Origin of the sequence: Crenobacter caeni, from assembly GCF_010435965.1 — a bacterium.
Classification (GTDB): Bacteria; Pseudomonadota; Gammaproteobacteria; order Burkholderiales; family Chromobacteriaceae; genus Craterilacuibacter; species Craterilacuibacter caeni.
Window position 1 is genome coordinate 78,573 of record NZ_JAAGAA010000014.1, and the last position, 14,071, is coordinate 92,643.

The window sequence follows — 14,071 nt, forward strand, 5'->3', positions numbered from 1 at the left end:
AGGTCAGCAGATGCGCGGCAGCATTTCGCCAGACAGCCAGTCCAGCAGCCGCTCGCCGCCGAAGGCGGTCGCCACCCGCACGAAGTGCTGCGCGTCCTCGACCACTTGGCCTACGATGGCGGCGTTGTGCCCCAGCGGGTGGGCGCGCAGCGCCGCGAGCGCAGCCTCGGCGTCGCCGGGCGCGCAAATGGCAACCAGCTTGCCCTCGTTGGCGACGTAGAGCGGGTCCAGCCCCAGAAGCTCGCATGCGGCGCGCACCGGCGCGCTCACCGGCAGCGCGGTCTCGTCCAGTAGCATGCCAACGCCCGACTGCGCGGCGATCTCGTTAAGCGTGGTCGCCAGCCCGCCGCGGGTCGGGTCGCGCATCAAGCGAAGCGACGGGCAGGCGGTGAGCAGCGCGTCGGCAAGGGTATGGAGCGACGCGCTGTCCGAACGGATGTCGGAGGCAAAGCCCAGCGACATGCGCTGCGACATCACCGCCATGCCATGCTCGCCCAGCGTGCCGGACACCAGGATGGCGTCGCCCGCGCGCGCGTTGGCGCCGCTGAGGTTGACCCCGTCGGGGACGACGCCGACGCCGGTGGTCGAGATGAACACGCCGTCGCCCTTGCCGCGCTCGACCACCTTAGTGTCGCCGGTGACGATGGCGACCCCGGCCTCGCGCGCCGCCGCCGCCATCGATTCGACGATGCGCTGCAGGTCGGTGAGCAGCAGCCCTTCTTCGAGGATGAAGCCGGCAGACAGGTAGAGCGGTCGGGCGCCGCCCATGGCCAGGTCGTTGACCGTGCCGTGCACGGCGAGGCTGCCGATGTCGCTGCCGGGGAAGAACAGCGGCGAGATCACGTGGCTGTCGGTCGCGATGGCGAGGCGGCCGCCGATAGGCGGCACGATGGCCTGGTCGTTGCCCTGCGCAAGGTAGGGGTTGTCGAAGGCGGCGGCGAATAGCTGGCCGATCAGCTCGGCCATCGCGCGGCCGCCGCTGCCGTGGGTGAGGTCGACGCGGCCGGAGAGGTCCAGCCGCCTGCGGGCGGTTTTTTTCATGTCGGGTTCCGGGTGAAGCGTCCGTAGTGGTAATGGGCGGCGCACGCGCCTTCGCTGGAGACCATGCACGCGCCAAGCGGCGTGTCCGGCGTGCACGCGATGGCGAACACCTTGCATTGTTCCGGCGTCTTTTGCCCGCGCAGGATGGCGCCGCATTCGCACGCCTTGTGGTCGGGCACGCGCGTGTCGGTCAGGCCAAAGCGCCGCTCGGCGTCGTATTCGGCGTAGGCAGGAGAGATGGCCAGCGCCGAGGCGGGGACGGCGCCCAGCCCCCGCCAGTCGAAGCGCTCGCGCAGCACCAGGGTGTCGGCGACCACGGCTTGCGCGCGCGCGTTGCCCTCGCGGCTGACCGCGCGCGAGAACTGGTTGCCGACGTCCGAGCGGCCGGCGTTGATCGCCTCGATCAGCATCGCGACCGACTGCAGCACGTCCAGCGGCTCGAAGCCGGCGATCACCACCGGCTTGGCGTAGTCGCGGGCGACCGCCTCGTAAGGCGCGCTGCCGATCACCGTGCTCACGTGCGAGGGGCCGATGAAGCCGTCAAGCTGAACGTCGCCGCCTGCGAGCAGGTGGCGCATCGCCGGCGGGGTCAGTACATGGTTGCAGTAGACGCTGAAGTTGCCGAGCTGCTCGGCCTTGGCCGCCTTCAGCGCGAGCGCGGTCGGCGGCGTGGTCGTCTCGAAGCCGATCGCGAAGAACACCACCTCGCGCGCCGGGTTGTCGCGCGCGAGTGCGAGCGCGTCGGCGACCGAGTACACCATGCGCACGTCGGCGCCGGCGGCGCGCGCCTTGAATAGCGTCATGCCGCCGCTGGCGGGCACGCGTAGCGTGTCGCCGTAGCAGGCGAGGATCACCTGGTGTTCGAGCGCGAGGCGGATCGCGCCGTCGATGCGGCCGATCGGCAGCACGCACACCGGGCAGCCCGGGCCGTGGATCAGCCGGATATTGGCGGGCAACAGGCCGGTCAGCCCGTAGCGGGCGATGGCGTGGGTGTGGCCACCGCAAAACTCCATCAGCCGGTATTCGCGGTCGGGGCGGGCGATCGCGCCAATCTGCGCGGCGATCTCGCGGGCGAGCTTGCCGTCACGGAATTCGTCGACGAATTTCATGCCTCACCCCCCGCGGCCAGTTCGCGCATCAGCGCGAGCGTGCGCTCGGCTTCGGCCGCATCGAGCCGGCCGATCGCGTAGCCCACGTGCAGGATCAGGTAGTCGCCGACCTCGGGCGCGTCGATCAGCGCGACCGACACTTCGCGGCTGACGCCGTCGATATCGACCCGGGCGAGCTCCCCGGGGATGAGTTCGGTCACGCGGACCGGCATGGCAAGGCACATGGATGGGGTTTCCTTATGGGGATTCGAGGCTCAGGCGGGCGACCCACGCCTGGCCGAGGCTGATCGCGCCGTCGCCGGCGGGCAGCTGCACGGGCAGCAACACCTCGAGGCCGGCCGCGCGTAGCGCCGCGGTGAGCGGCTGCATCAGGCGCGCGTTGGCGAGGCAGCCGCCGGCGAGCGCGACGGTGCCGACGTTCTGGTCTTGCGCCGCGGTGATTGCCCAATCGGCGAGCGCTGCGGCGAGCGTGGCGTGCCAGCACGAGGCGATGTCGGCAGCGTCGCCAAGCGTTGCCAGGTGCGCGGCAAGCGGCCACAGCGACAGGACGCCGTTGTCGAGCCGCCACAAGCCGTCGCCAGGCGGGCAGGGGCGGGCGAGCGCTTCGAGCGCCTGCGCGGCCTGGCCCTCGAAGCTTTGCGTGAAATTGACGCCGGCCAGCGCGGCGATGGCGTCGAACCAGCGCCCGAGGCTGCTGGTTTCCGGGCTGCGCAGCCCGAGGCGCACCATCTGCTCGATGGCCGCGGTGTCAAAGCCGGCGGCGGCGAAACGCGCGTCGGCGGTGGGCAGGCCCAGGCGCACGCGCAGCGCGGTCGCCATCCGCCAGCTCTCGCGCGCGGCGCGGTCGACGCCGGGCAGCGGCAGCGTGGCGAGGTGGCCCAGACGCCGGCAGGTGGCGCCGTTAAGCCGTAACAGCTCGCCCCCCCACGCGTCGCCCATGGGGCCTGCGCCGAAGCCGTCGAGCGTGAGCGCCAGCGCCGGCGCGCTGTGGCCGTGCTCGGCGAGCACCGCTGCCGCGTGCGCGTGGTGGTGCTGCACTTCGATCAGTGCCGCGCCCAGGCGCCCGGCAAGCTCGCGCGCAAGGTTGGTGGCGGCGTGCTCGGCGTGCGCTTCGCAGGCGATAAGCGCCGGTTGCACGCCGGTGAGCGCGAGCAGGTGTTCGGCCGCGTGCTGCTGCGCGATCACGCCCGCGCGGGTATTCAGCTCGCCGATATGCGGCGAGACGAAGGCGTCGCGGCCGCGCAGTACGGTGACGGTGTTCTTCAGGTAGCTGCCGGTGGCGAGCACCGGCGCGCCGGCGCGCGCGAGCGTCAGCGGCTCGGGCGCGTAGCCGCGCGCGCGGCGCAGGCTTTGTGTACCCAGCGGCGTGACGCGCAGCACGCTGTCGTCGCAGCGCGCGACGATTTCGCGGTCGTAGGCGAGAAAGGCGTCGGCGACGCCGGCGAGCTTGTCGCGCGCGTCGCTCTCGTCGGTGAGCACCGGCTCGCCGCTGAGGTTGGCGCTGGTCATCACCCAGGCGAGGTCCACCGCCGCTTGGCGGCAATCAGGCTCGGCGGCGCTCAGCAGCAGCCACTGCAAGGGGGTGGCCGGCAGCATCACGCCCAGTTGCGGGCAGCCGGGGGCGACGAGGGAAAGGGCTTCGTCTGTGTGCGGCAAACGCGCGAGCAGCACGATCGGGCGCTCGCGCGAGGCGAGCAGCGCGGCCTCGGCGTCGTTCACCCGCGCGAGGCGGCGCGCCGACGCGAGATTGGGCAGCAACAGCGCGAACGGCTTGTGCGGCCGCTGCTTGCGCGCGCGCAGCCGAGCCACCGCTTCCGCGTTGCGCGCGTCGCAGGCGAGGTGGTAGCCGCCGAGCGACTTGAGCGCGACGATTTGGCCCTCTGCGATCAGGCGCACCGCGCCGGCGACCGGTTCGCCCAGGTCGCGGCCGGCCGCGTCGGTGAGCGTCAGTTGCGGGCCGCACGCCGGGCAGCAGGTCGGCTCGGCGTGAAAGCGCCGGCTGGCCGGGTCGGCGTACTCGGCCGCGCACGCCGGGCACAGCGCGAAGGGCGCCATGCTGGTATGCGCGCGGTCGTAGGGCAGGCGGCCGATCACCGTGTAGCGCGGGCCGCAGTCGGTGCAGTTGATCAGCGCGTGGCGGTAGCGGCGGTTGGCCGAGTCGAAGAGTTCGGTGAGGCACGCCTCGCAGATCGCGCTGTCGGCCGGCGCGCGCGCGTGCTCGACTCCGGCGCCGCTGTCGGCGATCACAAAGCCGCTGGCACCCTCCGACGCCGGCAGGCTGTGCGCCTCCAGCGCGTCGACGCGCGCCAAAGGCGGCAAGCGCTTCTCGAGCGCGTCTCGCAGCAGGGTCAGCGCCGCCGCGTCGCCCTGCACGTCGATTGCTACGCCGTCGGCGGTGTTGGCGACGGCGCCGGCGAGGCCAAGGCGGGTCGCCTCGCGCCACACGAAGGGGCGAAAGCCGACGCCCTGCACGCGGCCGCGCACGGTCAGCCGCTCGCGGCACACGCTCATCCGCTGATTTCCTGCAGGCGGAATTCCAGCCGGGCGACTTCGGCGCGCAAGCGGGCGACTTCGCCCGAGCGGGCGGCCAGCGCCGCCTCGCGCCCCCTGGCGAGCCAGGCGAGCCACGCGTCCAGCCCTTCGCCCGATTTGGCCGAGACCTTCATCACCTCGATCGCCGGGTTGACGCGGCGCGCGTACGCGATGCAGGCGTCGACATCGAAGTCGAGGTAGGGCAGCAAATCGACCTTGTTGATCAGCATCATCGACGCGGCGGCGAACATGTCCGGGTACTTGAGCGGCTTGTCCTCGCCCTCGGTCACCGACAGGATGGCGACCTTGTGCGCCTCACCGAGGTCGAACGCGGCCGGGCAGACCAGGTTGCCGACGTTTTCGATCAGCACCAGCGCGCCGTCGGGCGGCGCGAGCCGTTCGAGCGCGACGCCGACCATCTGCGCGTCCAGGTGGCAGCCCTTGCCGGTGTTGATCTGCAGCGCCGGCACGCCGGTGGCGCGGATGCGCTCGGCGTCGTGGCTGGTCTGCTGGTCGCCCTCGATCACGCAGGCGGGGGTGGTGGACGCGATGCGCGTCAGCGTCTCGGTGAGCAAGGTGGTCTTGCCCGAGCCGGGGCTGGACACCAGGTTGACGGCGAACAGGCCGCGCTCGGCGAGCCAGGCGCGGTTGTCGGCCGCGTAGCCGTCGTTCTTGCCGAGTATGTTGGCCTCGATCTCGACCATCCGCGCCTGGCTAAGGCCCGGCGCGTGCGCGCGGGCCGGGCCCTGCCCGTAGTCGAGCGTATCTGCGGCCGCGGCGGGCTTGGCTTCTTCGGGTACGGCCGCGCGCGCCTTGCGCGGGCGGTACGGGTACTTCATGGCCGGGCCGTGGCCGTGGTGGCCTTTGATCGAGGCGCCGTCGCCGGCGCATCCGCATACGGTACACATGGGAGCTGTCCTTTATGAATGGGTGGGCTTAGTCGACCAGGAGCGAGGCGACGCGCATCTCGTCGCCGCCGGTGACCTGCACCTGGTACGCGCCGCACGCGGGGCAGGCGTCAAAGCGCGCGCTGATTTCTACGGGCTGGCTACACGCGAGGCACCAGCCCTTGCCCGGCAGCCGTTCGCTGACGATGGCCGCGCCGTCGGCCAGCGTGCCGCGGCAGACCGCGTCCAGGCAGAATTCGAGCGACGACACCTCGACGCCGGCGAGCGCGCCGATGGTGAGGTGGATTTCGCGCACGCGGGCAAAGCCGTCGCGGGCGGCCTGTTGTTCGACGAGGTCGAGGATGCCCTCGGCCAGCGACATTTCATGCATGGTTGTCTCCGAAAGCGAGCGTCCACGGCACGCACGGGTCGATCAGGCAGATCGCCTGCCGCGCCGAGCGCTCGTCGCGGGCGTGCGCGAGCGCGTGTTCGATGGCGCCGCCCGCTGCCGCGTGGGTTAGCGTCGGCGGCGTGATGCGGTAGCGGGCGATGTGCCCGGCGGCGTCTAGCGTCACCTCGTGCCGCAGCCGGCCGCGCGCGCAGTCGACTTCGGCGACGCCGCTGCCGTTTGCATGGTGCGCGTGCACGGCGAGCACCGGTTCACCGGCGAGCTGCCGGGCGAGGCTGCGCAGGCGGGCGATTAGCCGCGCCTCGTGCACGCGGCCGGCGGCCAGCCACGGCGCGGCAAACGCCGCTTCGCGCGCAAGCGCGCCGGTGTCGGGTACGGCGCCGGCAAGCGGTTCGCACGCCGCGTGCCGCGCGAGGGTGGCCAGCATGCGCGCGCAGGCGGTGGCGCCTGCCATGGCGAACGCCTGCCATTGATCTTGTGTCCAGCGCGCGGCCTTGGCAGCCGGCACGGCAAATACATGCCGCGCGGCCAGGGCTTGGTACGCGCCGCCGCGTAGCAGCGCGATCGCCGCGTCGTCGGTCGCTTCGCCGAAGGCGGGCAGCCAGTTAAGCAGCAGCACGCGCAGCGTTTCGGCGACGGCCTCGGCTTCGAGCGCGCGGCGCTCCTCGGCGGTGGCGAGGGCTGGCGCGCCGGCTGCCGCAGCGCACGCCAGGCGCGCGGCGAGCGCTTGCGCACGTGCGCACAGCGAAAACAGCATCGGCGTGAGCGCCACCGCCTCGGCCGGGCTGCGCCCGATGAACAGCCGCTCGGCCTCGGTGCGCGCCCAACGGGCGTGGACCTGGCGGCGCTGGCCATCAGCAATGCCTACGCGGATGGCGAGCGTGTCCGGCTTCATCCGCGCCCCAGCCCGAACAGGCGCCGGCGCGACAAATCCGGGCCAGGCGGCGCCGGCGGCGGAAACAGCTCGGCGAGCACCGCTTCGGCGGTCGCGCGCGCGGTGGCGTGGCTGTCGAAGTCGGGCAAGGGCGAAAACAGCGAGCACATCAGGTAGTCGCCGACGCCGGCAAGTTTGCCCGGCATGAACGGCAGCTCGGCGCCGGGCAGCGCGACCAGCCCTGCGGCAAACGCTGCAGGCGGGGTTGTGTCGGCCGGCAGCAGCATCACATTCATGCACCACGGCGTGATGATCACGCCCACCCACCACGCCTCGTGACGCCTGAAGCCGACCGCCTCGACCTCTACGCGCGGGTGGCTCAGCGGCATGTCGGCCATGCTGGTGGCAGCGATCTGCGTGTACGCGGCCTCAAGCGCCGCGGCCGGGCTTGGCGTCATGCTCATTCGGGCAGCACCATGAACTGGTCGTGCGCGCCGTCGCACTGCGGGCAACGCCAGTAGTCGGGCAGTTGCGTGAACGGCGTGCCCGGCGGGATCTGCCACTGCGCGTCGCCTGCGGCGGGGTCGTACACCCACCAGCAGATCTTGCACTCCATGCGCGCGGACTCGGGCAGGCGCTCGTCGTGCCCCAGGTACGATCCCTCGAAGCTCATGGTGTCTCCCCCTTGAGCCAGTCGTACGCTTCTTGCAGGCGCTCGAAGGAGTCGGCGAGGTCGTCCGCCGCGGCCAGCGCGACCTCGGGCATGCGGGTGATTTCGACGGTGTCGAGCAGGATGCCGTTCATGCCGTTGAAGTACTGCACGCGCCACACGTCGCGCAGCGCGGTCGACAGCACGCGGCACTTGCCGTAGCCGCGCGAGAACACGCCGCTATTGCCCGCGCCCAGCACGGCGTTCACGTAGTCGAGGTCGTCCGGCGTCATCGGCAGCAAGGAGAAATTGATCACGTGCGCGTCGGATGGCGGGTGCGCGAGCTTGTCGCGCAGCTCCTCGATTACCGGCAGCGCGTTCATCAGCGGCACGCCTTGGGTGTCGGGCGCCGTGAGCTCGGCAGACGCGAACGCGCGCGCCTCGCGCCACAGCGCGGCCGGGATCGGGCACACCTCGACGCGGTCACCCACCAGTTGTTCGGTGTCGTCGTACGCCAGCACGCGCCACACGCCGGCGAATACCGACTCCTGGATGTCGAGGCGGCCGCCGGTGACCGGCTTGACCTGCGCCGAGACTTCGCCCTCGCCCAGCAACTGGTTGATCAGCGCGCGGTTGTCGGCGTCGAGGTTGTCCAGCGACAGCACCGGGTAGCGTTCGGCGTCGCCGGTATAGCCTTGCATCGCGCCCAGCAGTTCGGCGATCGCTCGGTGCGCGGCCGTCAGGTGGACGACCTCGTCGCTGGTCGGCAGGCAGGGGGTGTCGAAGCCTTCGATATCGCGCGGCAGCGGCAGGTAGGCGAAGTCTTCGTCGGCCGGCTGCGAGCCGGGGCCGAGCAGGCCGACGACGGGAATCGGGAACGGTTTCATGCGCAGCCTTTCGTGTTGGCCGCCGTCAGCGGGATGCCGATGGACGGTGCTCGCCGGGTGGGCGCGGTGAGCAGCGCCGCGGTTTCCTCGACGATGTCGGGCCAGTTGCGCAGCCCGGCGATCACGCCGACGTAGTCGCCGGCGGCAAGCATCAAAAGGGCAGGGAACTTGAGTACGCCAAAGCGGCGGGCGATCTTGGCGCTCTCGTCGACGTCGGCCCAGGCGACGGCCGGCGCGGCCGCGCCCAGTGCGGCGAGCACCTCGGGGACGATCACCACGTTGTCGGCGACTTCGGGGTATTTGAGCGGGTCGGCGCTGAGCATCAGCATAAGGCGCGGCTGGCCGGCGGCGATTTCGTCCAGCGTCGCGTCGCTGACGCGCGGCCAGTCGCGCGCGGCAAGGCGTGCGTACAGTGCGGCGGTCGCCTGGTTGGCATGCAGGTTCATACGGGTTTTCTCAGGTGTGCGGGTAGTTGGGGGTCACGGTCGAGGTCGGCGAAGAAGTCGCCGGCGTCGTACTGGCCGGACAGCGCCGCTTCCAGCGCGGCGAAGGCGTCAAGCATGGCTGCGGCGCGCGCAGCGTCCAGCTTCTCGTGCGCGGCGCCGCAAAAGGCGAGCAGCCAGTCGCCTGGGGCGACTGCGCCGACCAGACGGGTATCCAGCCATTCGCGCGTGCCGCGCCCTGCGCATAGCGCGCGGTTCTCTTCGCACTCGACAACCTGCATCGGGACGCCAACGCACATCAGCCTTGTCCCTCCAGCACGCGCGCGTCCCCTATCCGGCACGCCATTTCGGCCGACGGGCGGCCGTTCTCGTAAGCGCTAAGCGAGAGGCTCGCGTCGTTGAGCGTGTCGCCGTCGGTGCGCGGGGTCAGCGGTACGCCCCAGTCCTTGAGGGTCGCGACGGCCAGCGCGACGGCTTCTTCCAGCCTGCCGCGCACCGGCGCGCTCAGGCTGCCGCCGTAGTCTTCGAGCACCGCCGGCTGCACGCCGATCAGCTTGAGCTGCGCCGGCATCCGCCCTTGCAGGCTGGCCAGCCCCAGCACCTCGGAAAAGCCGGTCTGGTGCAGACTCATCTTCTTGGCGGTCAGGTAGGCGGGAACGGCGTCGTTGTCGAACACGCGTAGCGTGCCCGGTTCCAGGCCGAAGTCGATCGCGTCCAGCAGGATCAAATGGCTGGCCGCCTCGACGTAGGGCAATAGCAGCAGGCCCTGGGTGCCGCCGTCGATCACCTCGACGCTGTTTGGCCATGCGTAGCGCGCGTAGACCAGCTCGGCTGCGCGCACGCCGAAGCCCTCGTCGGCCCACAGCAGGTTGCCCAGGCCCATTACCTTAATGTTTGCAGTGTGCATAGGGTTTGGTTTGTAACGGATGCCGTTACAGATCAAATTTCATGCCAAGAAGGTAAAGTGGGCGGCAGGCAGGCTTTCCCTTTTGCAATCAGCATGATTGGCAGGGAGGGTGCCGCCACAGGCAAAAGCCGGGTGGTTAGTGTTCTTGCGCTGGCGAGGGCTTGCCGGAAGGAAGGTTTGCACGGCGCAGCGCCCGCGCGGCGCAGGCCAGGTCCCACGCGCACTGCAGTTGCAGCCAGAAAGCGGGGCTTGGGCCGAACAGCGCGGCCAGGCGCAAGGCGGTGTCGGCGCTGATCGCACGGCGGCCGACGACGATCTCGTTCAGGCGGCGGCGCGAAATGCCCAGCAGGCGCGCGGCGTCGGTCTGGCTGAGCCTTGCCGGACGCAGGAAGCGGGTGTCGAGAAAGCGCCCCGGCGCGAGCGGGGTGCGGCAGAAGACGGTGCGAGGCAAGATAAAAAGACCGGGGCAGGGGTCGGCCCCGGTGTCAATGAGGAGGGTTTAGTCCTTGAACATGCGAAAACCGCTGATCATGGTCGAGACCATGCTCTGCTTGGACATGATGTCTTCGCGGATGGCGGCGTAGACGTGGATCATCACGAACACGATGATCGCCCACATGCCCAGGCGGTGCCAGGCGTGCAAGTCGAGGCTGCCGCCGAACAGCGGGAGCATCCAGCCAAAGGCGGTGTCGGCCCAGCTGCCCGCGCCCAGTCCCTCGCCGTACAGGGCGAAACCGGACGCGCACATGAAGAGCGCGGCCCACAAAAAGCTCGCCATCGCGATCTGGCCGACCGGGTTATGGCCGATGTACTTCTTCGGGTAGCGCTCGAGGAACAGGTACCAGCGGATCTCGAAGAAAAACTCGCTCCACCAGGCCTTGTCCCACACCGGCACCAGGATGATCTCGCGCGCGTGGTGGTTGCCGACCAGCGCCCAGTACAGCCGGCCGATCAGGCCGACCGCCAGGATGTAGCCGGCGGCAAAGTGCGCGAAGCGGATATAGCCCAGCACGAAATGGTAGTGCGGGCTGGACGGCAATGGCGCACCGATCAGGTAGCCGCTGACCGACAACACGATGATGCACAGCACCGTCACCCAGTGCCACAGCCGCACCGGCGCCTCGTACACGTAGACCGAGGTGACCTTGCGGCCGATGCCCTGCGGCGCGCTGCCGTCGAAGCCGTAGCTCTTGACGTCTTTGTCCATGGCCGACCTCCGTTTAGCGGACCTGCACGCTGACCAGCTCGCCGCCGTCTTCGCCGATCACGTGGGTCGAACAGGCGAGGCAGGGGTCGAAGCTGTGCAGCGTGCGCAGGATTTCCAGCGGCTCGTCCGGGCGTGCCATCGGCGTGCCCATCAGCGACGCCTCGTACGCGCCGATCTGGCCTTTGGCGTCGCGCGGACCGGCGTTCCAGGTGGTCGGCACCACGCACTGGTAGCTGGCGATCTTGGTGTCGTCGATCTTCAGCCAGTGGCCCAGCGCACCGCGCGGCGCTTCGGTGAAGCCCACGCCCTGCGCCTGTTTGGGCCAGGTCGCCGGGTCCCACTTCTCGACGTTGGCGGTGGCGGTGTCGCCGTTTTTCAGGTTGCTGATCAGCGCGTCGTAGTTGCGCTGCATCTCCTGTGCCGCCCACACCGACTCGATCGCGCGCGCCGCAGTGCGGCCCAGCGTCGAGAACAAGGCTTCCTTGGGCGCATTCAGCTGCGACAGCAGCTGGTCGATCGGCTCCTTGAATTCCGGCTTGTTCTGGTGGTAGCCGATCAGGTAGCGCGCCAGCGGCCCCACTTCCATCGCGTGGCCCTTCCAGCGCGGCGACTTGATCCACGAGTACTTGGCCGACTCGTCCAGCGACTCGATCTTGGTCTTGCTGCCCTTGTGGTTCGGCCCCAGCACGAAGCTGGGCTGGGTAATGCCGTCAAACGGATGCAGGCCCTTGCTGTCGTCGCCATAGCTGTACCAGCTGTGGGTGACGAATTCCTGGATTTCCTCCGGGTGGTACAGGTCGACCGGGTGGATTTCCTCGAACTTGCCGTTGATGATGGCGCCACGCGGCAGGCGCAGGCTCTTTTCCGAATAGTCGTTGGCGATGTCGGGGAAGTCGCCGTAGGAGAGCAGGTTCTGCGACGCGATCCCGCCGCCGAGCTTGAACCACTCCGGGTAGAAGCGGGCGATGGCGAGCACGTCGGGCACGTAGACCTGTTCGCAGAAGGCGCGGGTCTGGTCGATCACCTGCTTGACCAGATTGAGCCGCTCCATATTGATCGCACCGACCGCGCCGGCATCATCAATATTGATCGCGCACGGCATGCCGCCGACCAGCCAGTTCGGGTGCGGGTTCTTGCCGCCGAAGATGGTGTGGACCTTGACGATTTCCTTCTGGAAGTCGAGCGCTTCCAGGTAGTGCGCGACCGCCATCAGGTTGGCTTCCGGCGGCAGCTTCATCGCCGGGTGGCCCCAGTAGCCGTTGCGGAACGGGCCGAGCTGACCCGACTCGACAAAGCGCTTGAGGCGCGACTGCAGGTCGCGGAAATAGCCGGGGCTGGAGTTCGGCCAGCTCGAGATGCTTTGCGCCAGTTCCGAAGTCATCTTCGGGTCGGCCTTCAGCGCCGACACCACGTCGACCCAGTCCAGCGCGTGCAGGTGGTAAAAGTGCACCAGGTGGTCGTGCGCGTACAGCGCGCCTTGCATCAGGTTGCGGATGCGGTTGGCGTTGTCCGGGATCTGGATCTTCAGCGCGTCCTCGACCGCGCGTACCGAGCTTAGCGCGTGGGTGCCGGTACACACGCCGCAGATGCGCTCGACGAAGGCCCACGCGTCGCGCGGGTCGCGACCGTTGAGGATCACCTCCAGCCCGCGCCACATGGTGCCGGTGGACACCGCGTTGGTGATCACGTTATTGCTGTCGATGTTCACTTCGCAGCGCAGGTGGCCCTCGATGCGGGTGACCGGGTCGACCACCACGCGGCGGCCGCTATTGTCGAGATTGAAGCCCTGGGTCTGGTAAGCGGCCATTATTTCTGTTCCTCGGTCGTCTTGTTTGCTTCGTCCGGCTGGGGGGGCGCGGCCGGCTCTGCGGCGTCGGTCTTCGTGGCCGGGTCGAGCGGCTTGAGGTCCTGTTTTTTCAGCACCGTGCTCTTGATCGCGCTCAGTGCAGTGTGCGCGGCAATGCCGGCGCCGACTACGCCGGCGACGGTCAGCCCGATCTGGTCGGCGTTGGCCTCAATGCCGAACGGTACGCGCGACAGGCGGTCGTAGAACGAGCCCTTGTCCCAGAAACCGTCCTCGGAGCAGCCGATGCAGCCGTGGCCGGACTGCACCGGCCAGGACACGCCGCCGTTCCAGCGCACGGTCGAGCAGGCGTTGTAGGTGGTCGGACCCTTGCAGCCGACCTTGTACAGGCACCAGCCGTTGCGTGCGCCTTCGTCGTCCCACTGCTCGACAAACTGGCCGGCGTCGAAATGGCCGCGGCGGTAGCACTTGTCGTGGATGCGCTGGCCGTAGAACATCTTCGGCCGGCCCTGGCGGTCCAGCTCGGGCAGGCGGTCGAAGGTGACCATATAGGTGATCACCGCCGCCATCACTTCAGGGATGGGCGGGCAGCCGGGCACCTTGATCAGCGGCTTGTCGGTGATCACCTGGTGTATCGGCGTGGCGCGCGTCGGGTTGGGCTTGGCCGCCTGCACGCAGCCCCAGCTCGCGCACGAGCCCCACGCGATCAGCGCCTTGGCGTCGGCCGAGACGCGCTTGAGCTTTTCGACAAACGGTTCGCCGCCCGGGAAGCAGTACATGCCGTCCTCGTTCAGGGGCGGGTTGCCCTCGACCGCGACGATGTAGTTGCCCTTGTGGGTCTTGATGATGTCGTCGAGAATCGCCTCGGCCTGGTGGCCGGCAGCCGCCATGATGGTGTCGTCGTAGTCGAGCGAGATCAGCGACAGGATCGCGTCCTTGGCTAGCGGGTGCGCCGAGCGGATGAACGATTCGGTGCAGCAGGTGCACTCGAGTCCGTGCAGCCAGATCACCGGCACCCGCGGCTTGGTCTCCAGCGCGTGCGCGATGCGCGGGACGAACGCCGAGCCCAGCCCTAGCGAAGTGGCGGTCAGGCTGCAAAACTTGAGGAAACTGCGGCGGGTCACGCCCTGCCTGCGCATCGCCTGGTAAAACGTCTCCATATCGTGGCCTCTCCTTATGCCTTTTACGCGGCCGCAAGGGCCGGATTAACCTGACGGGGTATTCAATATGCGTGCCAAGGCATGGCGTACGGGTAAAGCCTTTGTTTACAAAGTGTTGCAGAAGAGGGGTGCGGGTGGAGGCGGCTTGCGGGTGTGCGCCAG

General features: G+C 69.4%; 17 protein-coding genes. All 17 read right to left on the reverse strand.

The genetic code is table 11. The features are described from left to right. Window positions 1-3: 3 nt before the first annotated feature. Complete coding sequence (gene hypE, locus GZH52_RS14445; protein WP_163317443.1) at window positions 4-1,041, reverse strand: hydrogenase expression/formation protein HypE; 1,038 nt, start codon at window positions 1,039-1,041, stop codon at window positions 4-6. Next, on the reverse strand, window positions 1,038-2,150 hold the full coding sequence (gene hypD / locus GZH52_RS14450; protein WP_163317445.1) for a hydrogenase formation protein HypD: 1,113 nt from the start codon (window positions 2,148-2,150) through the stop codon (window positions 1,038-1,040). The genes hypE and hypD overlap by 4 nt, the downstream gene beginning before the upstream one ends. Then, window positions 2,147-2,374 carry a HypC/HybG/HupF family hydrogenase formation chaperone gene (locus GZH52_RS14455; RefSeq protein WP_163317447.1) on the reverse strand — a complete coding sequence of 76 codons (228 nt, stop codon included), beginning with the start codon at window positions 2,372-2,374 and terminating at the stop codon, window positions 2,147-2,149. The genes hypD and GZH52_RS14455 overlap by 4 nt, the downstream gene beginning before the upstream one ends. Before the next feature lie 13 nt (window positions 2,375-2,387). Beyond that, a complete protein-coding gene (gene hypF, locus GZH52_RS14460; protein WP_163317449.1) occupies window positions 2,388-4,661 on the reverse strand; it encodes a carbamoyltransferase HypF in 2,274 nt (757 codons plus the stop codon). Next, complete coding sequence (gene hypB, locus GZH52_RS14465) at window positions 4,658-5,590, reverse strand: hydrogenase nickel incorporation protein HypB (RefSeq protein WP_163317451.1); 933 nt, start codon at window positions 5,588-5,590, stop codon at window positions 4,658-4,660. The genes hypF and hypB overlap by 4 nt, the downstream gene beginning before the upstream one ends. A gap of 28 nt (window positions 5,591-5,618) precedes the next feature. Further along, on the reverse strand, window positions 5,619-5,960 hold the full coding sequence (gene hypA, locus GZH52_RS14470; RefSeq protein ID WP_163317453.1) for a hydrogenase maturation nickel metallochaperone HypA: 342 nt from the start codon (window positions 5,958-5,960) through the stop codon (window positions 5,619-5,621). After that, a complete protein-coding gene (locus tag GZH52_RS14475; protein ID WP_163317455.1) occupies window positions 5,953-6,873 on the reverse strand; it encodes a hypothetical protein in 921 nt (306 codons plus the stop codon). Before GZH52_RS14475 ends, hypA begins: the two co-directional genes overlap by 8 nt. Further along, entirely contained in the window at window positions 6,870-7,316 is a 447-nt protein-coding gene (hybE, locus tag GZH52_RS14480) for a [NiFe]-hydrogenase assembly chaperone HybE (RefSeq protein WP_163317457.1), read from the reverse strand. Before hybE ends, GZH52_RS14475 begins: the two co-directional genes overlap by 4 nt. Beyond that, complete coding sequence (locus tag GZH52_RS14485; RefSeq protein WP_163317459.1) at window positions 7,313-7,525, reverse strand: rubredoxin; 213 nt, start codon at window positions 7,523-7,525, stop codon at window positions 7,313-7,315. Before GZH52_RS14485 ends, hybE begins: the two co-directional genes overlap by 4 nt. After that, window positions 7,522-8,388: a hydrogenase expression/formation protein gene (locus GZH52_RS14490; protein ID WP_163317461.1), complete on the reverse strand. Its 867-nt coding sequence runs from the start codon at window positions 8,386-8,388 to the stop codon at window positions 7,522-7,524. Before GZH52_RS14490 ends, GZH52_RS14485 begins: the two co-directional genes overlap by 4 nt. Then, window positions 8,385-8,834, reverse strand: a complete 450-nt coding sequence (locus GZH52_RS14495) for a thioredoxin domain-containing protein (protein WP_163317463.1) — start codon at window positions 8,832-8,834, stop codon at window positions 8,385-8,387. Before GZH52_RS14495 ends, GZH52_RS14490 begins: the two co-directional genes overlap by 4 nt. Then, window positions 8,831-9,130 (reverse strand): HypC/HybG/HupF family hydrogenase formation chaperone, encoded by a 300-nt coding sequence (hypC, locus tag GZH52_RS14500; protein WP_163317465.1) that lies wholly within the window; start codon window positions 9,128-9,130, stop codon window positions 8,831-8,833. Before hypC ends, GZH52_RS14495 begins: the two co-directional genes overlap by 4 nt. After that, window positions 9,130-9,714 carry a HyaD/HybD family hydrogenase maturation endopeptidase gene (hybD, locus tag GZH52_RS14505; RefSeq protein WP_203525775.1) on the reverse strand — a complete coding sequence of 195 codons (585 nt, stop codon included), beginning with the start codon at window positions 9,712-9,714 and terminating at the stop codon, window positions 9,130-9,132. The genes hypC and hybD overlap by 1 nt, the downstream gene beginning before the upstream one ends. Window positions 9,715-9,874: 160 nt before the next feature. Then, complete coding sequence (locus GZH52_RS14510) at window positions 9,875-10,189, reverse strand: HigA family addiction module antitoxin (RefSeq protein WP_203525776.1); 315 nt, start codon at window positions 10,187-10,189, stop codon at window positions 9,875-9,877. Between the two features lie 48 nt (window positions 10,190-10,237). After that, window positions 10,238-10,945 carry a Ni/Fe-hydrogenase, b-type cytochrome subunit gene (gene cybH, locus GZH52_RS14515; protein WP_163317469.1) on the reverse strand — a complete coding sequence of 236 codons (708 nt, stop codon included), beginning with the start codon at window positions 10,943-10,945 and terminating at the stop codon, window positions 10,238-10,240. Between the two features lie 13 nt (window positions 10,946-10,958). After that, window positions 10,959-12,752 (reverse strand): nickel-dependent hydrogenase large subunit, encoded by a 1,794-nt coding sequence (locus GZH52_RS14520; protein ID WP_203525777.1) that lies wholly within the window; start codon window positions 12,750-12,752, stop codon window positions 10,959-10,961. Then, window positions 12,752-13,909 (reverse strand): hydrogenase small subunit, encoded by a 1,158-nt coding sequence (locus GZH52_RS14525; protein ID WP_203525778.1) that lies wholly within the window; start codon window positions 13,907-13,909, stop codon window positions 12,752-12,754. Before GZH52_RS14525 ends, GZH52_RS14520 begins: the two co-directional genes overlap by 1 nt. Window positions 13,910-14,071: the final 162 nt, after the last annotated feature.